This window comes from Roseivirga sp. (assembly GCF_049099775.1).
In the GTDB taxonomy this organism is placed as follows: domain Bacteria; phylum Bacteroidota; class Bacteroidia; order Cytophagales; family Cyclobacteriaceae; genus Roseivirga.
Map to the genome: position 1 here is coordinate 707,348 of NZ_JAGDZM010000004.1, position 23,259 is coordinate 730,606.

General features: G+C 39.3%; 21 protein-coding genes and 1 pseudogene. 3 read left to right on the top strand and 19 right to left on the bottom strand.

Going from position 1 to position 23,259, the window contains the following annotated elements:
- Positions 1–17: 17 nt before the first annotated feature.
- A complete protein-coding gene (locus JXQ92_RS07610) occupies positions 18–1,499 on the top strand; it encodes a S10 family peptidase (RefSeq protein WP_421986007.1) in 1,482 nt (493 codons plus the stop codon).
- Between the two features lie 58 nt (positions 1,500–1,557).
- Here the strand turns inward: JXQ92_RS07610 and JXQ92_RS07615 are convergent, their stop codons facing one another.
- From JXQ92_RS07615 to JXQ92_RS07665, 11 genes and pseudogenes are all read right to left on the bottom strand, one after another.
- On the bottom strand, positions 1,558–1,926 hold the full coding sequence (locus tag JXQ92_RS07615; RefSeq protein WP_421986008.1) for a hypothetical protein: 369 nt from the start codon (positions 1,924–1,926) through the stop codon (positions 1,558–1,560).
- Positions 1,927–2,174: 248 nt separating this feature from the next.
- Positions 2,175–3,059 carry a citrulline utilization hydrolase CtlX gene (ctlX, locus tag JXQ92_RS07620; protein WP_421986009.1) on the bottom strand — a complete coding sequence of 295 codons (885 nt, stop codon included), beginning with the start codon at positions 3,057–3,059 and terminating at the stop codon, positions 2,175–2,177.
- Between the two features lie 41 nt (positions 3,060–3,100).
- Positions 3,101–3,931 carry a transporter gene (locus JXQ92_RS07625; RefSeq protein WP_421986010.1) on the bottom strand — a complete coding sequence of 277 codons (831 nt, stop codon included), beginning with the start codon at positions 3,929–3,931 and terminating at the stop codon, positions 3,101–3,103.
- 137 nt (positions 3,932–4,068) lie between these two features.
- Complete coding sequence (gene hisIE, locus JXQ92_RS07630; protein ID WP_421986011.1) at positions 4,069–4,683, bottom strand: bifunctional phosphoribosyl-AMP cyclohydrolase/phosphoribosyl-ATP diphosphatase HisIE; 615 nt, start codon at positions 4,681–4,683, stop codon at positions 4,069–4,071.
- Positions 4,680–5,441, bottom strand: coding sequence for an imidazole glycerol phosphate synthase subunit HisF (gene hisF, locus JXQ92_RS07635; RefSeq protein ID WP_421986012.1), 762 nt, complete (start codon positions 5,439–5,441; stop codon positions 4,680–4,682). Before hisF ends, hisIE begins: the two co-directional genes overlap by 4 nt.
- 20 nt (positions 5,442–5,461) lie before the next feature.
- Positions 5,462–6,175, bottom strand: a complete 714-nt coding sequence (gene hisA, locus JXQ92_RS07640) for a 1-(5-phosphoribosyl)-5-[(5-phosphoribosylamino)methylideneamino]imidazole-4-carboxamide isomerase (RefSeq protein ID WP_421986013.1) — start codon at positions 6,173–6,175, stop codon at positions 5,462–5,464.
- Positions 6,176–6,182: 7 nt separating this feature from the next.
- Positions 6,183–6,764, bottom strand: coding sequence for an imidazole glycerol phosphate synthase subunit HisH (gene hisH, locus JXQ92_RS07645; protein WP_421986014.1), 582 nt, complete (start codon positions 6,762–6,764; stop codon positions 6,183–6,185).
- Positions 6,765–6,775: 11 nt separating this feature from the next.
- Positions 6,776–7,519, bottom strand: a pseudogene (locus JXQ92_RS07650) (phenylalanine 4-monooxygenase); the annotation flags it as partial.
- A gap of 255 nt (positions 7,520–7,774) precedes the next feature.
- Entirely contained in the window at positions 7,775–10,384 is a 2,610-nt protein-coding gene (locus JXQ92_RS07655; protein WP_421986015.1) for an ABC transporter permease, read from the bottom strand.
- Positions 10,381–10,722 carry a PadR family transcriptional regulator gene (locus tag JXQ92_RS07660; RefSeq protein ID WP_421986016.1) on the bottom strand — a complete coding sequence of 114 codons (342 nt, stop codon included), beginning with the start codon at positions 10,720–10,722 and terminating at the stop codon, positions 10,381–10,383. Before JXQ92_RS07660 ends, JXQ92_RS07655 begins: the two co-directional genes overlap by 4 nt.
- Before the next feature lie 193 nt (positions 10,723–10,915).
- Complete coding sequence (locus JXQ92_RS07665; protein ID WP_421986017.1) at positions 10,916–12,799, bottom strand: YfbK domain-containing protein; 1,884 nt, start codon at positions 12,797–12,799, stop codon at positions 10,916–10,918.
- An 80-nt stretch (positions 12,800–12,879) separates the two neighbouring features.
- On the opposite strand from JXQ92_RS07665, the gene JXQ92_RS07670 reads away from it, so the two are divergent.
- Positions 12,880–13,473 (top strand): RNA polymerase sigma factor, encoded by a 594-nt coding sequence (locus tag JXQ92_RS07670; protein WP_421986018.1) that lies wholly within the window; start codon positions 12,880–12,882, stop codon positions 13,471–13,473.
- A complete protein-coding gene (locus tag JXQ92_RS07675) occupies positions 13,448–14,842 on the top strand; it encodes a TonB family protein (RefSeq protein ID WP_421986019.1) in 1,395 nt (464 codons plus the stop codon). Before JXQ92_RS07670 ends, JXQ92_RS07675 begins: the two co-directional genes overlap by 26 nt.
- Positions 14,843–14,909: 67 nt before the next feature.
- Here JXQ92_RS07675 and aroF read toward each other — a convergent pair whose 3' ends face one another.
- From aroF to JXQ92_RS07715, 8 genes are all read right to left on the bottom strand, one after another.
- Positions 14,910–15,923 (bottom strand): 3-deoxy-7-phosphoheptulonate synthase, encoded by a 1,014-nt coding sequence (gene aroF / locus JXQ92_RS07680; protein WP_421986020.1) that lies wholly within the window; start codon positions 15,921–15,923, stop codon positions 14,910–14,912.
- Between the two features lie 44 nt (positions 15,924–15,967).
- Positions 15,968–16,741 carry a tryptophan synthase subunit alpha gene (gene trpA, locus JXQ92_RS07685; protein ID WP_421986021.1) on the bottom strand — a complete coding sequence of 258 codons (774 nt, stop codon included), beginning with the start codon at positions 16,739–16,741 and terminating at the stop codon, positions 15,968–15,970.
- Between the two features lie 15 nt (positions 16,742–16,756).
- A complete protein-coding gene (gene trpB / locus JXQ92_RS07690) occupies positions 16,757–17,938 on the bottom strand; it encodes a tryptophan synthase subunit beta (protein ID WP_421986022.1) in 1,182 nt (393 codons plus the stop codon).
- Positions 17,939–18,679: 741 nt separating this feature from the next.
- Positions 18,680–19,297 carry a phosphoribosylanthranilate isomerase gene (locus JXQ92_RS07695; protein WP_421986023.1) on the bottom strand — a complete coding sequence of 206 codons (618 nt, stop codon included), beginning with the start codon at positions 19,295–19,297 and terminating at the stop codon, positions 18,680–18,682.
- A gap of 59 nt (positions 19,298–19,356) precedes the next feature.
- A complete protein-coding gene (trpC, locus tag JXQ92_RS07700) occupies positions 19,357–20,139 on the bottom strand; it encodes an indole-3-glycerol phosphate synthase TrpC (protein ID WP_421986024.1) in 783 nt (260 codons plus the stop codon).
- 38 nt (positions 20,140–20,177) lie between these two features.
- Complete coding sequence (gene trpD / locus JXQ92_RS07705) at positions 20,178–21,167, bottom strand: anthranilate phosphoribosyltransferase (RefSeq protein WP_421986025.1); 990 nt, start codon at positions 21,165–21,167, stop codon at positions 20,178–20,180.
- Between the two features lie 41 nt (positions 21,168–21,208).
- Positions 21,209–21,781 carry an anthranilate synthase component II gene (locus JXQ92_RS07710; RefSeq protein WP_421986026.1) on the bottom strand — a complete coding sequence of 191 codons (573 nt, stop codon included), beginning with the start codon at positions 21,779–21,781 and terminating at the stop codon, positions 21,209–21,211.
- 23 nt (positions 21,782–21,804) lie between these two features.
- Positions 21,805–23,211, bottom strand: coding sequence for an anthranilate synthase component I family protein (locus tag JXQ92_RS07715; RefSeq protein ID WP_421986027.1), 1,407 nt, complete (start codon positions 23,209–23,211; stop codon positions 21,805–21,807).
- Positions 23,212–23,259: the final 48 nt, after the last annotated feature.

Here is a 23,259-nt window from a genome sequence, read left to right on the forward strand (position 1 = left end):
ATTAAACAATTGATACTATGAAAATCAGAAAAACCTTATTTACCCTTACTTTATGCACCTATTCTTTGGTAGCATTCAGCCAAATCAGAGAAATACCCATAGAAACGGCTGTCGTTACTAATCACGAAGTGAGTATTAAAGGAAAAAAAGTACCATATGCTGCTACTGTTGGGACACAACCAGTATGGGCTGAAGACGGACACCCAATTGCAACGCTCTTTTACACCTATTATGAAAGAACAGATGTGAAAGACAAAGACACCCGCCCTTTGGTTATTTCATTTAATGGTGGACCCGGTTCAGCCTCTGTGTGGATGCATTTAGCATACACTGGGCCGAAAATTCTAAAAATTGACGATGAGGGCTACCCTATTCAGCCTTATGGTGTAAAGGACAACCCTCATTCTATACTCGATGTAGCCGATATCGTATTTGTAAATCCTGTGAATACTGGTTACTCTAGAATAGTAGATCCGAAGGCTAGGCGTTCTCAATTCTTTGGGGTAAACCAAGATATAGCTTACCTATCAGAGTGGATAAATACCTTCGTAACACGTCAAAATAGATGGAATTCACCAAAATTCTTAATCGGTGAAAGCTATGGTACAACTCGTGTTTCTGGACTGGCTTACAGACTACAAAACAGTAATTGGATGTATTTGAATGGTGTAATCCTTGTATCGCCCACAGATCTGGGTATCGACAGAGATGGCCCAGTGAATATGGCTAATCGACTGCCTTACTATACTGCTGCTGCATGGTATCACAAAGCCTTGCCGTCAGATTTGCAGAGCAAAGACCTACTTGATGTTTTGGAAGAAGCGGAAGCCTATACTATGGATAAATTATTACCAGTAATGGCAAAAGGAGCTTGGGCAACAGATGCGGAAAAAAACGAGGCGATTAGGAATTTCTCAAGATATTCTGGACTCAATGAGAAAGTCATAAGACAACATAATTTGGATGTTCCTACAGGGTTTTTCTGGAAGGAACTTCTTAGAGAAGAGGGCCATACTATAGGTCGTTTAGATTCCCGATATAAAGGATTAGATCGAATGGATGCAGGAATGAGTCCCGATTTCAACTCAGAATTAACCTCTTGGCTGCATTCATTTACGCCAGCCATCAATGGCTATTTCCAAAACTTCTTGAACTTTAAAACCGACGTGAAATACAACATGTTCGGACCTGTAAACCCATGGGATAGAAGCGGTGATAATACGGGGGAGAACTTAAGACAAGCTATGGCTATGAACCCATACCTACATGTAATGACACAAAGTGGATATTACGATGGTGCCACCACTTATTTTAATGCCAAATACAATATGTGGCACATGGATCCTAGCGGAAAACTTAAGGACAGAATGAGCTTTAAAGGCTACCGCAGTGGACATATGATGTACTTAAGGGCCGAAGATTTGAAAAACGCGAATGATGACATTCGTGAGTTTATAAAAAACTCAATTCCGCCTCCAGGTACTCCAGCTAAGTATTAAGATTAATGCTCTTAAAACTGGAAAGCCCCATTTCGATGACTCGAAATGGGGCTTTTTTTTAATGTTCAGATAACCACTCTTTAGCTACTTCACAGTCTACAAAAAGTCGCAGGTTCTTATGCCCTGCAGAAAAACAGTGGTTCCCCCACTCTTTATAGACGCTTACATCATCTTTCAACACAATGGCTCTCCTATAAGAAGAACTCAACCCTATCTGAACAAGCTCTTTCGAGAGAACACGCATATCATGATCAGTCACATTAATATCCGCATCTCTTACATCTGTTAAGACTCTTTCGCAGCCATTTTCGGCCGCTATTTCACCAACTTCTGTGAAATAATGCTTTGCAATCTCCTTCGTCAACTCTCCGGAAATCCTTCCCGAAACAATATTTGACCTTTCTAAAAAATCTACTTCAATATTCATCAACACCTTCTTCTAAAGCGGGCGCAAAGGTAAGAACAAAACAGTTAAAACAAAAGCTTAGTGCTTATATATCAGGTAGTTATACAATATTCGGCCTACCACGTTTGCAATCAGAATTATAAAAGGCAGTCCCCGAACAGTGGCAATATAAAATTCTGAGAAGGCAGGGTTTGCTCAGAATAAACAACTTTAACAGATGCTATGTCAAGCAGTTACAAAAATGCTTTTCACATATTTAATATCCGAAATCAGAGTAGCCTGCACATCATACATCGCACACTACCTCCTCCATACTTTTCTATTGTGGGAATATCTACTGACAATAATTTAGCGTGCTGAGATAGTTTCTTCTTTTGTGACGAACTCAGACAAGAAAATGCGCTGGAAGACATAACCAATATGCGCTCGCCTTGGTCATTTACAACTTCAAGCATATTGCCGGCAAAGGAATACATCTGATCCATCGTCAATGAAATAACTTCGTGGTTAGACACTTCTAATTTTTGTTTAACCAATTCACGCTCACTTGACGGAATTGCTTCTAGGCAAATTACAGCGTAAGTAGTACCGATACACATTAATACATTTGTATGGTACACGGGAACTTGGCCCTTATCGAAAGCATTGAAAACAACCAGTTCAAAACCTGTGTGCTTTATAAACTCATCTAATACCTCCTGATTTGTTCTTGTAGATAAGCACGCGTAGGAGACTTTGTGTTCATAGTCAAGCACCATGCTTCCGGTACTTTCTAGAAATTTATTTTCTAGTTCGAAATGTGAGATATCAACTACCTGCGAAACGTTTAATCCCTGTGCACCCAATTGCTCTAGAATATCCGTTCTTCTCTCCCACCTCCTATTTTCAGCCTGCATGGGGTAGAGCATAACTTTATCGTCGTGAAACGAGACCCAGTTATTAGGAAACACGGCGTTAGGCTTTTTAGGAGTCTCTGTATCCTCTATTACTGTAACACTTACGCCATGCTTCTTTAAAGCTGCTACGGCACCATCAAATTCTTGAATAGCTCGTTGGACAATCTCATCTATCGCATTTGCACCAGACTCAACTTGAAAGGAATTAGATGAAGCAGTAGAATAGTCGAAACCAAAGTTTTTTGGCCTAACCATCATAATCTTGCGTGAAGCTTGTATTGGCATAGCCAAATATAAAATCAGTTTTTCGGAATTCTAGCGCTAAAGCCAAAACCAAAAATAGTTTCTGGAGAAATTTCAGAGAACCCCGTGCCACCGAAGATATCCAATTGAAAATTTGCGTCAATCAGATAGCTCAAGCCGAAATCTATTTGATGATCATTTTGTGTAGATCCGGATGGTAAGAAACCATAGAATTCAGCAAAGGCACCTAACTTTGACGTGATGCTATACCCTACAACTGCGGTATAAAGGCCTACAAAATTATTGTCGTTTCCATTAGTATTTACCGTACCACCAAGGTTATATCCTAGGCTTAATTCCTCTGTTAATTGATGCTGAAAGTTGAAGCGAAATTCGACATCAGTTCCTAGTTCAAATTCGGAAAAAAGTGGCCCTGAAATTTGGCCTAAAAATGAGATTGCAGGACGTGCTCCAACTGGGTCGACTAAGCTTATTTTTGCACCGAAAGATGTCGGCACGAAATGTATGTCAGAGCTACTCAAAACTTCACCGTTTGCTACTATTTTTCCACGGCCTAAATTCTGACCTAAACGAAGTTCAATTCTATCTGAAATTCCATACCGAAATAGACTTGTATTGTAGGTAATTGATCGAAGGTTTGCCTCGATAATCATAGAACTCAATGGGTCAAAACTAGGTATAAAAAGAGTGTTTTCTTGAAACATAAAACCCGTCTCCAATTGAAAAACTCCTTTGCCAACTGTAAAAGCAGAGACAGATTGCGTAGGCCTATCGGTAACAATATTACCTTGTTCTTGAGCTTCTTCCTGACTTAAAAGGGGCAAAGACACCAATAAAAAAATGAGTAATGAGAGCGATTTTTTCATAAGTTCAAATTTACGTCTATTAAGTAACCTAGCAATTTCAGAACTAGAGCAAAAGTTGAATAAATTGATAATTACAATATTTAGACTCGTCTAAATATTTTTCATAAAATTTTTAAAATCAATGATTTAGTCAATTTTTATTTATGTCTTTCTTTAAGTATTTCGATAATGTCGTTTAAAGAGAAATCTTTTATCTCTAAAAGCATTAAGTAATGAAATAACAGATCGGCAGCTTCATTTTTAAACAAGTCAGCGTCATTATCTTTGGCTTCGATGACAAGTTCAACAGCCTCCTCACCTACTTTTTGTGCCACCTTATTTATACCCTTAGCAAAAAGGCTCGCCGTGTAAGATTCATCTGGAGAATCGGACTTCCTCTTCTTAATCACGGCGCTCAAATAATCGAGAAAGGCAGTGTCACTTGTATTCGTTTCTGCCCAGCAGGTGTCGTCACCTTTATGGCAAGTTGGCCCTTCAGGATTAACCTTTACTAGTAAGGTGTCGTCGTCACAATCCAAATGCAAACTCACTAAGTTCAAGTAGTTTTTAGAACTCTCTCCCTTCATCCATAACCGCTGTTTTGAGCGACTAAAAAAGGTAACCTTTTTAGTGTCTAAAGTTTGCTGTAAAGCCGCCTCATTCATGTACCCAAGCATTAGTACATTTCTTGTTTGTACGTCCTGAATTACTGCTGGCACGAGACCATCATTTTTGTCAAAATTTACCTGACTAATTGAGTCCAAATTTCTCATTGTGTTTTCCTTATCGGAATGTCTTTTGATGATAGATATGATTTGAGTTCTGGCACCCCAATTTCTTTGAAGTGAAAGATGCTTGCCGCTAATGCGGCATCTGCTTTTCCTTTTGTAAAGGTTTCTACAAAGTGCTCCATTTTACCAGCTCCGCCAGAAGCAATTATTGGAACGGGCAGTGCTTCTGAAATTTCGGCGATCAGCTCATCTGCAAAACCCGCTTTAGTGCCGTCGTGATCCATTGAAGTAAGTAGTATTTCTCCTGCTCCCCTCTCAACGACCTCCTTAGCCCATTCAAGGGTTCTTAATTCAGTTGCCGTTCTCCCTCCTCTTACATGAACAATGTGTTCATTTTCCACAAAACGTGTGTCAATAGCTACAACCACACACTGACTACCAAATTCTTGGGCTAACTCATTGATCAATTCTGGTCTTTTTACCGCTGAGGAGTTTATCGAGATTTTATCGGCACCCGCATTCAAAAGAGCAGAAACGTCATCTTTAGAACTAATTCCACCCCCAACGGTAAAAGGAATATTAATTTGAGAGGCAACTCTTCTAACAAGGTCTACTAATGTCTTTCTCTTTTCTACGGTAGCGGTTATATCAAGAAAAACAAGCTCGTCAGCCCCTTCCTCTGCATAAGTAGCCGCAAGCTCTACAGGGTCACCTGCATCTCTTAAGCCTACAAAATTGACACCCTTAACGGTTCTTCCGTCCTTAATATCTAAGCAGGGAATAATTCTCTTGGTTAACACGCTCTTCGTTTGTTATTGATTTAAATGCTTGCCAGTTCATGCAGCGAAATTCTTCCTTCGTAATATGCTTTACCCACAATTGTTCCGTAAATATCCATTTGCTTCAATGCTTCGAGATCGGCTAAAGAAGAAACTCCTCCACTGGCGATAAGTTTAAGGTTTGGAAATGCATTCTGAATCTTCTGGTACATTTCAAAAGATGGTCCCTGCAATAAACCATCTTTGCTTACATCGGTACAGATGGTATAGGTTATTCCTAGGGAAACATATTCTTCCAAAAACTCAAATAAATTTACGCCAGAATCCTCTTGCCAGCCATTAATAGCTATTTTTTCATTTTGAACATCAGCGCCAAGTATTATTTTTTCAGCACCATAATGTTCAATCCATGATTTGACCAATTGTTTATTTTTCACAGCAATACTACCTGCCGTTACTTGATGAGCACCCGCTGCAAACACTTTTTGAATAGATTCATCAGACTTCACGCCACCGCCAAAATCCACGTGCATGCTTGTTTGGCTAGTAATACCCTCAAGTGTGTCCAGGTTCGTTGGCTGACTAGCTTTTGCACCTTCTAAGTCTACGACATGAAGATTTGTAATGCCTGCAGCTTCAAATTTCTTGGCCACCTCAACGGGATTATCGGCATACTCAGTTTTCCGATCATAGTCGCCTTGTGTTAGCCGAACGGCCTTACCTTCTATAATATCTATTGCTGGAATAATGATCATTATTAATTTATAATTCAATGAAATTCTCAAGAATCCTTTCACCTACTTTTCCACTCTTCTCAGGGTGTGCTTGCAAGGCATAAAAGTTATCCTTTTGCAAGGCAGCACTAAATGGCTTGATATAGTCTGTTTGTGCCACGGTATAATCACTTAATTCAGCAAAATAACTATGCACGTAATAAACATATGGATCAGTGGGTAAACCTTTAAACAAATCAGAATTCATATCAAATAATGAATTCCAACCCATTTGAGGCACTTTCAACTTCGGCTCAAACTTCTTCACCTCCACGTCAAATATCCCTAAACAGTCCGTGTCATTCTCTTCAGAATGTTTACACATGAGCTGCAAACCCAAACAAACGCCAAATACCGGTTGCTTTAACTCTTTAATCACACCGTCGAGACCACGCGCCTTTAAAAAACTCATAGCTGTGCTGGCCTCCCCAACGCCTGGGAAAATCACTTTATCAGCACCCATGATGGTATCCAGATCTGACGATAAAACTGGTGTTACCCCGAGTCGGTTTAGGGCATAAGTAACAGACTGTACATTGCCTGCATTATAATCTATAATGACTACACTCATAGGTCTTGGGACTAAATTGTTGCTGCTTTAGTCTTTAAGCGCTCTTCTATTTTAGATTTGATCTCAGGTAGAGACTCGTATAATTGCTCGTAAGAATCGATAATAAAGTAGTTTTCCTGCATATTATCCTTTCTGTAAGGCGTATCCAGAATTTTATCTACGTCATATTCAAAATGATTAGGCTCATCTGATAGCGAGTATTTGGTTTCTCCAGAAGAAGATAGAATACCTGCTCCATAAATTTTTACTTCACCTCCCTCTCTGATCAGACCAAACTCAATGGTAAACCAGTATATTCTTGATAATAAATGAATCGCCCACTCATCGTCAATCCATTCTTGACCAAATTTACTGATGGCTTGTAAAAAGTCTACGAAGGCCTGATTTGCAAGAAGTGGAATGTGCGCAAAAACGTCGTGAAACATATCTGGTTCCTCTAAGTAATCCAGTTCACTCATTTTCCTTACCCAAGTAGTAGCCGGAAACTTCTTATTAGCCATTAAATCAAAGAAAAGTCCATCTTCAACTATTCCCGGCACTGCGTATATTTCCCAACCTGTAAGGCCGCGCAATACCTTGTTTGTCTTTTCAAAATTTGGAATAGCGTTTCCGTTGAAGCTTACGCGATCCAATCCTAGCAAGAACTCTTTTGTTGCTGATTTTGGTAGCGAAGGAAACTGTCTATCAAAGAGTATTTTCCATACTTTCTGATCTTCTGCGGTGTAATTATCGTAATTCTGTTTCATTGTCTCGGGATGTAATGTTTTGTTTCTCGATTTGGTTCAAATCAATTGCCCGGCCATAAAAAAACCCGGCTCATTTTCGGAACCGGGTTTTATATTTTCAGTTAAATTTCTTGCTGATCACATAGTACTACCGTTCCGAACTGTCGGATAATAATAGTGGTAGTGATATGCTTTATTCTTGATCATTGGGTCAAAGGTAAGAGGCATTTCAAATTATTCAAATGAGAAAGGCTAATTTTTAAACCAATGGTCATTTTCCTATCCTTATTCACTTCTGAGTACTTTAGACGGATTTACTCTGGCTGCTCTTAGTGCTTGGTACGCAATTGTTAATCCCGTAATTGTCAATGCAAATACAATGGCAATCAAGGCCACATCTACACCAATGCTTACTTGATATGCATATTTATTGAGCCATGCTCCCATAAAGTAATAGGCCAATGGCAAGGAAATAAGCAATGCAACACCGACAAGTTTCATAAAATCTGAAGATAGCAATATGATAATCCGACTTACGGAAGCACCAAGCACTTTTCTGACACCCATTTCTTTTGCACGGTTAATCGCCATAAACGAGATTAGACCGAACATCCCTAAACATGCTATGGCAATGGCAATGGTTGAAAAAACTAGGAAAACAGATCCAAGTCTACTTTCAAACCTGTACATGCGTTCAAACTGATCGTCTAAAAAGGTGTATTCAAACGGAAGTTTTGGCGCCATTTCTTCCATTGTAGATTCAATAAAAGCCATAGTTTCAGCTGTATCGTTTGTGGAAATCTTTACAAAACCTAAGTTATTTCTTCTTGAATCTACAAGTATAACGAAGGGTTCTATGTTCTGTGACACCGATTTGAAATGAAAGTCTTTAACCACACCTTGAATTGGCGCCTCCAACCCACTAATGGTTATCGACTTCCCTATAGCTTCCTCAGCGCCCCAATTAAACAGCTTAGCCGTGGTCTCGTTCACAATAAATGATGGCTTTCTATCGGTTGAATCCAGTTCTTGAAATGGCACTGACCGCTCTCTTAAACTCAATCCTGCTAAGAGATCTAATCCCACGAGGTCCATATATTCCTCATCCACCGTCATAAAATAGATCAATTCCCAATCGTTTGGTTCTTCACCAGTTACTATACCGTGGGCTGAACCCACATTAGACGGCACATTGGAAGCCTTGCTTACCATTTCTATATTTGGGTTTGTCAGTAGCTTGTTCTTGATTGCTTCAAAACCCAACTTGGCATCTTTATCTAAACCGAAATAAACAACTTGCTCTCTGTCAAAGCCAATATCTTTTGACTGAATGTAATTGAGCTGCTTTTTCACAACAAGCGTAGCTACAACAAGGAAAATTGAAATGCCAAATTGTATCACAACCAAAATTCTACGCAGCCTACCGCCTTTTCCAGAATTTGAAAAACGACCTTTTAAAACAACAACTGGCTTAAAAGTGGATAGCATAATAGCCGGATAAAACCCTGCCAACAATGCGATTACAACGGAAAGCCCAAGAAGACCGAAAACAAAGGTTCCTGTAAACATTTCAAACTTTGAAATTGACTCACCTGAAAGAAGATTAAATGATGGAATGAGCAAATTCGCTAACCAATAGGAAACTGTACTGGCTAAAAGCACGAATAAAAAAGACTCGCTTAAAAACTGAATGATCAGCTGTTTTTTTCTGGCACCAATTACTTTCCTTATACCTACTTCTTTTGCTCTTTCAAGCGATCGGGAAGTGGCTAAGTTCACATAGTTGATACAGGCAATTAGCAGTATAAGTAGTGCTACACCAGAGAATATGTAAACGTATTTGATATCCCCAACTTTTTCTAATTCATAGTCTAATCGAAATCGTTTTTGTAAGTATATATCGTTTAAGGCCTGAAGGGTGTAAGGGTCTGAATCTCTATCGTTTCCTGATTCAGAAATACTTTCATCCAGCACATCTGACATCTTCTTTTCAAAAGTCATGGGATCAGTATTTTCAGCTAGTGCTATAAATGTCTGATAGTTCCAATTACCCCATTTTTCGCTAACAGCCCATTTAAGATCCGTAAACGGCACTATATAATCGAACTGTAAATATGAATTGGCAGGGACATCCATCAATACACCAGATATTTGATAAGGCTTTCCTTCTCTTTCTAGTGATTCACCCACCACATCTGTTCTTCCGAAGAGTTTACGCGCCGCACTTTGGCTAATTACCATGGAGTTGGGCTGGCTTAACACATCGGCAGGATTGCCTAGAATTAACGGAAAAGTGAAAAGCTTAAAGAAGTCTTTGTCAGCGAAATAAATAGACTCGGAGTAGGATTGATTGTTCACCCTAAGAATTTCACCCCCCATAGAGAACACACGTACACTATGCTCTATTTCATCTTCGAAAGTTCTTTTCAGTAACGGCGCTATTATATTAGGCGTAATCGCATCTACGCCTTCGGTAACCCTGTATATTCTATCTTTCTTTTCATGAAAATCATCAAAGCTCAATTGATGCTTTACATATAAGGAAATCAGAATAAAACTCGTCAGCCCTATAACTAATCCTGTAAGGTTGACAAAGGTATAAATGCTGTGTTTTTTTGCGCTTCTATACGCGGCTTTAAAGTTGTTATTGACCATAGCTAAATTGTTTTGAGTATATCTTTTTGACTTTGTTGATTTTAGGGTGTGCCAGCGAATAAACTTGAAGGTGTTGAGCCAGAACTTTATTCTAGCCTTCCTGAGTCCATGCAGATCATAATGATCCCAAAAACGCTCTTCTATATCGCCGGCAATCTCTTCTTGCAATTCATCCTTACAATACCAATCAAGAAGTTGCTGGGCAATTTTTGGAGGACCGCTGGGCTTTTTCAAACTCATAATTCACCTCCTTTGACAGCAAAACCAGGAATCTTTGACCATAAGTATTCCCTATGCTGTTTGGCTTCGAGTAAGGCGGACTTGCCGAGATCGGAAATACTAAAGATTCGTTTTCTACGACCTCCCCTTCTTTCTGAAGCGCCTCCTAGATCGGAATTCACGTAGCCTTTCTCTTCCAGCCGATAAAGTGCCGTATGAACGGAACTCATATTTACGGATCGACCTAATTCTTCTTCTATCACTTTTGTGATAGACAAACCATACGCTTTTCCATCTTGCGAGGCGGTAACCAAAAGCACCGTTTCTTCAAATTCTCCTAAATAAAATCTTCTTTCCATTGCTTGGTTAATTACTTACCCATTAGTAAAACTAATAAAAATGAATTTAATATCCGCTGGAAATACATTGAATCAGTCTAGCATTGTATTGAACCGGTAGTATTTGGCGATGAGCTCGACAAATACAAAAAATTAAAGGAGGCCTTAGGCCTCCTTTAATTTTAAATACAACAATCATTTAGCGACTAATATTCTACTGACTATCTCTGAGTAATTCAGCCATTTCTACAAGCCTGATAAACTCAGCTCTATATCCGTTTAAGTCTTTCCCTTTCGAAGATTTAGCCATGTCAATGATTGTCTGAAAATCGATGTCATTTTTATAGTCAGAATCTCTTAAAATCATCCCAAAACTGGCTACTGCTGCCGACCACTTGAAGTTTTCAGAAGTCCTATTCAGCTCAACCGATTCATTTTTAATTATAGTCTCTAAATAGATCGACTTAGCCTTATTAGGTTTTTTATAACGAAGCTTAACCGTCATAAGGTCAGTAGAATTACTACTCAATTCCTTTTTCTTTTCTTTTCTATATTTTAAATCATCGATCGGCTTGAAACTACTTTCAACACCTACCGGAATCACTTCGTATAAGGCTGTAACGGTATGCCCTGCTCCTAGTTCACCGGCATCTTTCTTATCATTATTAAAGTCCTCGTCGTTTAATAACCTGTTTTCATATCCTATTAAACGATAAGCCTGAACTGTCGCGGGATTGAACTCCACTTGAATCTTTACGTCTTTTGCAATCGTAAAAAGTGTACCTCCAAATTCGTTTACTAACACTTTTTTCGCTTCCAAAATATTATCGATATAAGCGTGATTCCCATTTCCTTTATCGGCTAGAATTTCCATTTTAGAATCCTGATAGTTCCCCATCCCAAAACCAAGCACAGTCAAAAAGACACCTGACTTTCGTTTATCTTCGATTAGATCTTCCATTTGCTGATCGCTCGACGCACCTACATTAAAATCACCATCTGTGGCCAATACGATACGGTTATTACCTCCTGCAATGAAGTTCTCTTGTGCGATTTTATAGGCCAGTTTAATTCCGGCACCACCAGCGGTTGAACCACCCGCATTTAGTTTGTCTAGAGCTTTGAGTATTTTACCTTTTTCGCTACCCGACGTAGAAGACAACACCTCTCCCGCTGCACCGGCATATACCACAATCGCTACGCGATCTTCAGCTCTTAATTCGTTGACTAAAAGCTTCAAAGACTTTTTTAATAAAGGTAGCTTATTAGCATTCGACATAGAACCTGACACGTCTAACAAAAACACGATATTCGAAGCTGGAAGATCTTCCATGTCGATTTTCTCGCCTTGGATTCCCACATGAACCAATTGATGATCTTTATTCCATGGAGCAACAGAAACCTCATGTTCTACCCCAAATGGATGTTTTCCTGAAGGTGATTGATAATCATAATCAAAGTAGTTAATCATCTCCTCGATTTTGACGGCATCAGCAGGCGGTAATTGACCATTGTTTATAAATCGACGGACGTTGCTATAGGATGCAGCGTCTACATCGATGGAAAATGTACTATAAGGATCCTTCCATGGAGATTTGAATCCATTCTCATCAATATTAGCGTAAGACTCTCCTGAGTTGCGTTTATCGTCATGGTAAAACCCTTTGCCTCCAATTTGATCATACATGAATTGACTAGTAGGTGCACTACGCTTCTGCTCTTCGGTAAAGGATAGTCTCTTTCTAGGTGTTGCAGTCGCCACACCAGTCACGATTACTTCAGCTAGTTCTGTTATATAGTCAGGAGAGAGCTTCACTTCAAAAACTTTCTTACTCCCTATCTTCACTTCTTGCGCTATAAATCCTAAGTAGCTAAAAACCAGAATCCCGCCTTTACGAGGTACTGTCAACATGAATTCACCTTTGGAATTCGTAGTTGTGATAATTGTCGTCCCTTTTAGCCTTACAGTCACGTTTACCAATGGAAGGCCATCTTCTGCGTCTAAAACCTTGCCCTCTATTTCTCTTTGAAAATTTTCTTCAATCGGATTATGGAATCCGATCAAAAGTGTCATCATTACGAATAATACCTGCTTCATACATTTATGATTTAGCGTTAGAAATCTTTAAGAGTAGGATGCGGCATGGAACTTGATTCCATAAATACTTTGAAAAATATTTGAAAAACGAGCACAACCATATCATACAAGTCACTGATATAGAACTAATTGAACTCTATAAAAAAAATGAGGACAAAAAGTTAGTGGGTGTGCTTTTTAAGCGCTATATGACGCTTGTCTATGGTATTAGTCTTAAATATCTAAAAGAACGATCGACAGCTCAGGATTTGACCATGCAGGTCTTCGAAAAGTTATTGTCGAGTTTAAAAACTCAGGAAATAGGCAATTTTAAGAGCTGGCTATATGTATTGACCAAGAATGAATGCTTAATGCATTTAAGAAAACAGAAAAGACTCAACGGGCAGGTTGAAAGTTTAAATGATGTTGATTTTATGGAATTAACCATTGCTACGCATCATGAAGAAGAGGGACTAGAAGAAGAGGTTGGGAAACTCGATCGTTGTATAGAAAAACTAAAAAATGAGCAGCAGCGCTGCATAAAATTATTCTATATAAAGAAGAAGTGTTACCAAGAGGTCTGTGATATAACAGGCTACGAATTGAAGAAAGTGAAAAGCTACCTTCAAAATGGAAGAAGGAATTTGAAATTATGTATTGAAAAACTTCGTGAGCAAGAAGAACAAACATATTGAACACCTGACCCCTGAAATTATTCAGGCCTATAAAGCAGGAGAACTAACATCAAGCCAGATGTATCAGGTAGAATTGCTGATGCTTGAAAACCCACTTTATGGTGAGGCTATGGAAGGTATTGAACAAATTTCTGCCGAAAATCTAACTGCTGACTTAGAAGATCTCAGCTCACGAATTGACGATTCCATTGAAGAGAAAAAGGTTGTTTTTTGGATAACTTGGAAAAAAGCTGCCGCCGTAATCCTGATAATCATTTCGGCCTCTGGCCTTTTCTACCTGAACCGACCTGATGTGTTACCTACTCGGGAGTTATCGGCGTTGAAAAAATCAACTGATAAAACTCCTGCAGATAGCACTTCCACCAAAGTAGATGACGAAAGCTTAAAGGACACTTTGACAAACACGAAAAGCAATCTTTTACCAGAATCTGCCGAGATTGTAAAACAACCGACCGATGGTACGCGGGTAGATTCTGACGAACCTCCAAAAGCCGTTAAGCCTATCCCAAAACCTAATTTATCTTCCAGTTCGATTGCAAAAACAGAAACTGTAGCGCCCGATGACTTAATAGAAGAGAAAATTGAAGGTGTAAAAACGTTAAATGCTGAAAGAAAACAGGAAGCCCTGGATGTTGAAGCATTGAACTTAAATGCCACACAAAGAAGCAGGGCATTCAGCAGAACAAACGACAATGCCTTAGTACAATTCACAGTTCAAGGAAAAGTACTAGAATCTGAGGACGGCATGCCATTGATTAACGTTCCTATTAGCATAAAAGGCACAATTAATGGCACCTCTACAAATGCAGAGGGTAAGTTTACGCTTGATAGCGTGAAAGTCAATAGTACACTCGTGATTGATTACTTAGGGTATGTTAGCCAAGAGTATAAAGTCAATTCCGCCGAGGAAATCTTGATCAGACTTGATCCAGATAATGTGAGTTTGGGCGAAGTCGTTGTAACTGGCGTGGCCGCGGCAACGCCGAAGCAGAAGCTCCCATTTTCAACCACAACCATTGAAGGGCAAACTATTGATGGCACTCGCCAAAATCCTGACAAAACACTTTCTCAAAGTTCCACAAAGGCCAAACCGACCATCGGCTTTTCGAAATTTAGAAAGTACTTGCGAAAAAACGTCCAATACCCTGAATCAGGTGGCAAGATTAGAGGTACGGTGACTGTGGAGTTTACTATCGATTCAACTGGGGAATTGAGAGATTTCAACGTTTTAAAAAGTCTCGGCGCTGCTTTTGATCAAGAAGCAATACGCCTAGTAAAAGAAGGCCCTAAATGGAACCCAAAAACGGTTGGTACAGAAAAATCACCTAGGCAATCAGTAGCAAAGGTGAAAGTAAAATTTAAACCTTGATTACAAACAAAAAACCATTCCTGCTTCGAGCGCAGGAATGGTTTTTATTGATCAATTTTTTAAGCGATTAAAAGCTCTTTCTCAACTCGAAGGTTTTTCTCATCCTATCGATCAAGCGATTCGATTCAGAGAAATTCAGGGTCTGTTGACCGTCTGAATATGCCTCTTCCGGAATTTCGTGAGATTCGAAAATGACGCCGTCTGCTCCTGCCATAATACTGGCTAAGGCGATCGGCTCGACATGGTTTCTTAGACCTATTCCGTGAGATGGATCGGCAATCACTGGCAGGTGCGTTTTTTCCTTCAAAACAGCCACTGCATTTAAATCCATGGTGTTACGCGTCGCTTTTTCATAGGTTCTGATTCCTCTTTCGCATAGCAAAAGGCGCTCATTTCCACCGCTAAAAACATATTCTGCAGATGACAAGAGCTCGTCAATTGTGCCTGAAATACCTCGCTTAATCATCACCGGCTTATCGGTGCCTTTACCTAGTTCGTCTAACAGGTTGAAGTTTTGTGTATTTCTTGCCCCTACCTGATAAATATCCACATAAGGGTCCATTTCCGCGATTTGAGAAACTTGCATTACCTCAGTAATGATTTTCATACCTGCTTCTTTGGCCAATTCATACCAAAGTTTCAGTCCATCAATCCCTAAACCTCTAAACGCATAAGGAGAACTTCTTGGCTTGTAAACGCCCCCCCTCATGATTGTTATTCCTTGAGATTTAAGGTGATTGATGGTCTTTCTAATCTGATCTTCGCCCTCTATAGAACATGGGCCAGCCATAATTTGGAAACCGTCTTCTTCTATCACAACACCATCTCCCAAATCAATAACTGTAGGATTGACTTTCCACTTTTTCGAAACGAGTTTATAATCGTCAGAAACGATGTGGATGTCTTTTATGCCATCCATATAGCCGATAGATCGGATGTCGAAGTCTTTCTTTCCGGTGCCCACCAAGTAATCTCCCTTTTGCGTCTTTACCTCTGTTGGTTTGTATTTAAGGCCTTTCACTCTATTTATAATAGCGTCTTTCTGTACCTCTTCTATGCCTTGCTCGAATTGTATAATCATGTTCTTGTATTTGTAGATTTATCTCTTTGTATAAATCCAGCTTTTTAACCCTTTATGGATTGAATAAATTCCTTTATGTTTTCACTAAGTTCTCCTTCTCGAGAAATTGCTTTGATAAACGCACTACCGATAATGGCGCCGTTGGCATTTTTACATGCTTTATCAAATGTTTCTTTATTTGAAATCCCAAAACCGATCAGCGTAGGGTTTTTAAGGCCCATAGCTTTAACTCGTTTAAAATAGGCCTCTTGCTCGTTGCTGATCCCTGTTTTTGCACCTGTAGTACTCGCCGATGACACCATATAAATGAAGCCCTTAGAGTTATTATCTATCTCCCTGATTCTGTTTTCTGAAGTTTGCGGTGTAATTAAAAATACGTTTAGCAAACCATACTTTTCAAAGACTGGTTTGTGTACTTCTTGATACTCAAACATTGGTAAATCTGGTAAAATCAGGCCATCTACTCCCACTTCTTGGCATTTTTGACAAAAAGCCTCCACTCCGTATTGTACGATTGGGTTGATATAACCCATTAGAATAATAGGGATATTCACCTTGCTGCGTACATCTGCCAATTGATCAAATAATAGCTTCAAAGTCATGCCATTGTCTAATGCAACCCCATTACTTTCTTGAATCGTGGGTCCATCTGCGATAGGATCAGAAAAAGGGATTCCAATTTCGATCAGATCAGCACCAGACTGTTCCAAAGACTGCATAATGGCAGTGGTATCATCCAATTTCGGATAGCCAGCCGTGAAATAAACGTTTAGAACGCGTTCTGATTTTCTACTAAAAAGTTCTTCAATTCTATTCATTATACCTTACCCCTATTAGTATTTACCCCACTTGATATACGTCTCCAAATCTTTATCACCACGACCTGATAAGTTGATGACGACAACGTCTTCCGATTTAAAAGTCATTTGATTCAATGCTGCAAATGCATGGGCAGTTTCAATGGCCGGGATTATGCCTTCTAACCGACTTAATGCAATGCCTGATTTCATAGCTTCTTCGTCCGTTACGCTGTAGAAGGTAGCTCTTCCTGTTTCAAACAAATGGGCATGAACTGGACCAATGCCAGGATAATCTAAGCCTGCGGATATTGAATAAGGTTCCACAACTTGGCCATCTTCAGTTTGCATCAATAAGGTCTTGCTCCCATGAAGCACACCTGGCTTACCAAGTACTGTCGTAGCGGCCGACTCTCCCGTATGATTTCCCAAACCTGCTGCTTCTACGGCTACCAAGTTTACATCTGTCTCATCATAATAGTGATAAAATGCACCCGCAGCATTACTTCCTCCGCCTACACATGCGATAACATAGTCTGGGTTTTCTCTACCTTCATGCGTTTGCAATTGTTTCTTGATTTCCTCGCTGATCACTGATTGAAAACGTGCCACCATTTCTGGGTAGGGATGTGGACCAACAACCGACCCGATGATATAGTGGGTGTCTTTTGGATTATTGATCCAATGACGCATGGCCTCATTTGTGGCGTCTTTTAGCGTTTTACTACCACTTTCTGCGGCACGTACTTCAGCCCCAAGAATTCTCATGCGTTCCACATTCGGCTTTTGTCGTTCCATATCGATCGCCCCCATGTAAACGATACATTCAACACCCATTAGCGCACAAACTGTGGCGGTTGCTACACCGTGTTGCCCTGCACCTGTTTCGGCAATAATCTTCTTTTTACCTAAACGTTGTGCCATTAGAATTTGGCCGATGGTATTATTGACTTTATGCGCCCCAGTATGGCATAGGTCTTCCCTTTTCAAGTAGATTTTAGCACCGTATTTCTCGGAAAGTCTTTCTGCATAATAAAGCGGTGTAGGTCGTCCGACAAAATCCTTGAGTAAGGATTGAAACTGCTCTTGGAAATCAGGAGCCTGCATAATTTGCTCGTAATTCTCTTTCAACTCTTCAATATTCGGATAAAGCATTTCAGGGATATAGGCTCCCCCAAAATTTCCGTAATACCCTCTCTCGTCAACTTTTACTTTCATCTCAAATTGCTCATTAATATTTCACAAACCATTGTTAAAGAAGGACAATTCTATAAATCAATCTGATGACAGGCTAATAAATATTTCAAACAACATCACCAAAAACATAACTATAAAAGAAATCCATATATCCTTATTCCTTACTTTATAAATTCTGATCACCTGCTTACTTAAAAAATAAGCAAGTATGAAAATCGAGACCAGAACAAAGCTTACAGTCGTTAATAGTTCATTATTAAAATTTGAACTCAAACTGATTTGAGGGTTACTGATTACAACCCTATAGCTCTCTATTTGCCAAAACAAATCCATCAAGAGTAGTAATACCCTTGACATAACAAACGTCATCAAAAACACCCAGCCCAATCTCCTCAGAAATAGCATCAATATTGAACCAATTATGCCTAGGGCAGATATAACACTAAACATTAGAGATGACATAGAAAACAGTATTGTTTCTGAAACCTCGATAGTAAAAAGAACGAAGCTGAAATCATATATAAACTGATTGACTGCAGAAAAACTGACCAGAGCCAAGCAAAAAAACATTAGCATCTTTTGTTTATAAGAAAACTGATTTAATACCAAGTTTTTCAACCTCAACCACGAGGTTGTAATTCTTTCTTGATACTTATCTAGCTGCTGATCCATTTTATCTTTTTCGTCATTTTGAGCGTAGCGAAAAATCTCGTTTTCCTTTGATGAGAATCTTCATTACGTCCAGCTTCATTCAGATTGACGTTACATTTTTTGTTTCAATGTTTTAATTGCTTCTATGTTCTTTAGCCCAGGTTTTTCCTCAAATTTAGAATTCACGTCAATCGCGTGAAAATTCAAATCAGTCATTTCATCCAGCTTTTTGATATTCTCTAAATCAACCCCTCCACTAAGAAAGAAGGGTACTTCTTGATTATACTCTTTTAAAATATCCCAGTTGAACGCGACACCATTTCCTCCTCTTTCTTTTCCTTTTGTATCGAATAAAAAGAAATCTACGAAAGGATTGTAAGCACCTAGCTTATGAAAATCAAAGGACGCTCCTATTGAGAACACTTTGATGACTCGAATACCAATGGCGAACAAACCTGCAACATACTCTACTGACTCATCACCATGCAACTGCACATAATCTAGTTTGTATTGAGCGACTTTTGATGTCACTTGTTCCAAAGTGGCATTTACAAATACTCCAATCTTCTTTGTGTCCGAAGGAAATGATTTCAGCAGGGTCTCATCCAGTTTCCCTTCCGCATTTCTAGACGACTTCTCGTAGAAAATGAAACCCATATAGTCTGGCTTTAGAGCAAGTAATTGCTCTATATTATTGCTTTCTCGCATGCCACAGACTTTCAGTTTCATTAGTTGGTTAATGGTTAATAGTGATTAGTTTTTTGGTGATTTAGCTTAAGACTGTTAACCTACAACCCTTTTATAAACTCCCTTGCTGTCACTTCAGGTCTTGCCGTTTTCATAAAGGTTTCACCAATCAAGAAGCCTTTATAACCGTAAGTTCTTAAGTCAAGAATAGTTTCCGGATTACTAATGCCACTTTCTGAAATTTTAACAAAGTCATCAGGAATATGGGCTGAAAGTTCTTTAGAAATATCAATGCTTACATCGAAAGTTTTTAAGTTCCTGTTATTCACACCTACTATATCCAAGTGTTCATTCAAGTTGTTGTCCAATTCTTCTTTATTATGAACTTCCATCAAAACCTCAAGCCCTAAGCCTTTAGCAAAAGCGGCCAATGACTTTAGTTTTTGTGGTTCCAGCGCAGCAGCAATCAACAAGATGGCATCCGCACCAATAGATTTGGCTTCTACAAGTTGATATTCATCTATAATAAAATCTTTCCGAAGTACTGGACAGAAATTGAACTTTCGTGCAGTGCTCAAATCTTCACTGGTTCCACCAAAAAACTCTTTGTCTGTCAAAACAGATAAAGCCGAAGCTCCTGCTTGCATATAACCGATTGTGGTCTTCTCAACTTTTGCATGCGAATTTATGACCCCTTTTGAGGGTGACTTCCGTTTAAATTCAGCTATAATGCCTGACATGTCTTCGCGCAAAAGGTATTTCTTCAGCGAAACCGATTGGCCTTCGAAATAAAGACTCTGCTCAAGGAGTTTTTCAGGAAAAAGAGACTTTCGATCTTCTACTTCCTTTAATTTATGCGCTATAATTTTATCTAGTATATCCATTTTAATCGATTGGGCTATGTTATGTTGCCAACCCCAGTTTAATTCAGTTCTAATATTTTCTTAAATGTTTTTAGTGCTTTACCACTCATGAGTGATTCTTGTGCCATACTCAAGGCCTCATTTATAGAAACTCCCTTACCACACTCTATGGCCATGGCAGCATTGGCGATAACGACATTATTCTGTGCTTCGGTTCCTTTTCCTTTCAATATTGTTTCGAAAATTTTCGCCGATTCAGCTACGCTTTCTCCTCCATGAATTTGCTCCTGCTTAATTGTCGATAAGCCAAGGTCTTGAGGATTAACAATTGCCTCTTTTCCATTAGTAATTTTCTTAAAAGCGCCTGTAAGGGATATCTCATCGTAGCCATCTAGCGCATGTAGAATCACAAAATTCTTATCGGTCTTCTGATAGAGGTATCCATAGAGTCTCGCTAATTCAAGGCTAAATACGCCGACTAATTGCTTTTTGGGAAATGATGGATTCACCATAGGCCCTAACATATTGAAAAAGGTTTTCACGCCTAAGTCTCTCCGAATTGGAGCCACATTTTTCATGGCAGGGTGAAAGAGCGGCGCATGTAAAAAACAAAGCCCACATTCGTCAAGACTCTTCTTTAGCTTACCTACATCATTGGTAAACTCATATCCGAAATGAGCCATCAGGTTAGAAGAACCGGAAACGGAAGAAACACCGTTATTACCGTGTTTCGCCACATTTTGTCCTGCGCCTGCTACTATAAATGAGGATAAAGTCGAAATATTAAACGTGTTTTTACCATCACCTCCTGTACCGCAGAGGTCTATTGCGTCGTACTCCGGTATGTCCACAGGAACACACAATTCGAGCATGGCATCGCGAAAGCCTTCAAGTTCTTCTACCGTGATGCTTCTCATTAAGTATACGGTTAGAAAAGCAGCCACTTGACTTTGATTGTATGCGCCTTGTGCCAAATTCTTAAGAATCTCCTTTGCAGAGGCTTTATCCAGCGATTTATATTCAAAAAGTTGATTTAATACTTCTTTCATTTCTTTTGTTGATAATGATCGTTATGCTGTGTAAACTTTGACTAGGCGTCCAACCAATTACTTAATAGTTTGTGACCATGCTCGGTCATAATTGACTCTGGGTGAAATTGAACCCCTTTTACATCATACGTTTTATGGCTAATGGCCATAATTTCTCCTTGTTCGTCAACTGCTGTAATTTCAAGTTCTTCACCCAAGTACTCCTTGTCAACATTCCAACTATGATAGTGACATATTTCATAGGTCTCAGGTATATTCTTAAAAAGCCGATCATTAGGTTTTGACACATGAACTTTGCTAGAAACACCGTGTAAAACTTCTCCCATATTATACAGCTTGGCACCGTAAGCTTCAGCTATACCTTGATGACCTAAACAGACACCCAATATGCTTTTTGTTGATCCATATTTAAGGATCAAATCGTTCATAATACCTGCCTCTTTTGGAATTCCTGGGCCTGGAGAGAGCAAAACCTTATCGTAAGCCTCCACTTCATCTAAAGAAATCTGATCATTGCGGAAAATTTCCATCTGATCTCCATAGCCCAACGCTCTTAAATAATGAACTAGATTGTAGGTGAATGAATCGTAATTATCGAGTACTAATATTTTCATTACTGTTTCTTAATAATTACCTGTTATCTAATCTGTTTCGCCAGTTCGATGGCTTTTCGCAAAGCGGCTAACTTATTGTTCACTTCTTGAAGCTCAGATTCACGGTTTGACTTGGCCACTACACCTGCGCCTGCTTGAAAGTAAAGGCTGTTGTCTTTACTTAAGAATGACCTGATCATAATGGCATGGTTGAAATCTCCATTGAAACCCATAAAACCAATTGCGCCTCCGTAAAACCCTCTACGCGTTTCTTCATATTCATTAATCAGCTGCATAGCTCTTACTTTTGGCGCACCACTCAATGTTCCGGCTGGAAAAGTGCCTGATATCATTTTCGTTTCTTCCACATTTTCGCTCAAAGCACCTGTTACTTTTGAAACCAAGTGAATGACGTGAGAGAAATATTGCACTTCCTTATAAGTATCTACCTCCACGTTCGACCCTGCTCTGCTCAAATCGTTTCGAGCAAGGTCTACCAGCATTACATGCTCAGAATTTTCTTTGGGGTCTTCCAGTAGCTTTTTAGCTAAGTCAGCATCGGCCTCATCGTTTCCAGTTCTTCTAAATGTGCCAGCTATCGGATGAATCGTTGCTTTTCTATCTTTTATTATCAATTGTGCTTCTGGTGAAGAACCAAATATCTTATAGCTACCATAATCGAAATAGAATAAATAGGGTGATGGATTGATGGAACGAAGGGCTCGATAAACGTTAAACTCGTCACCAGAAAAGCTATCTTGAAACCTTCTAGAAAGCACTATTTGGAATACATCGCCTCTTAAACAATGAGAAATCCCCTTGTCGATCATGGTTAAAAACTGATCGTCGCTGTAGTTTGATTTTTCTTCTTGCGCCGGTGTGAATTCGTAAGAAGGATAGTTCTTGTTATAAACTAAATTTTCAATGGCTTCAAGCCCTTTAGCTTCCGTACCTTCTGGAGAATGTTCGAAAATGTAGAGCTCATTTTTAAAATGATCTATGGCAATTACATATCGGTAAACATGATAAAGTACATCCGGAATATGGTATTCATCAGCTTTCCCCTCTGGAACTGGTATATTCTCGAAGTACTGAACGGCATCGAACCCGATATAGCCAAAAAGACCATTATTGATGAATTTGAATGGGTTTTCACTCGCCTCGAAAGATTTTACGAACTGATCAAGCTTAACCATTACTTCTTCCCCAGCCGCTTCACCTTCCAAGAGTTCAGTTGGTAATTGTTGCTTAAAACGACCATCTTTTACTTCGAAACTGGCTAGCGGATCGCAACAGATGTAAGAAAAACTATCATCTGCTCCATGATAGTCAGAGCTTTCAAGCAAAATTGGGTTCTCAAACTTATCTCTAAGTTTTAAGTAAATGCTGACCGGTGTCACTGTATCAGCCAGTAACTTTTTGTACTTGGTTTGTAATTTGACCTTAGTCATCTTTAATTTTTTATCGCGTTAAAACGAAAAAAGCCTGCATGAACTGCA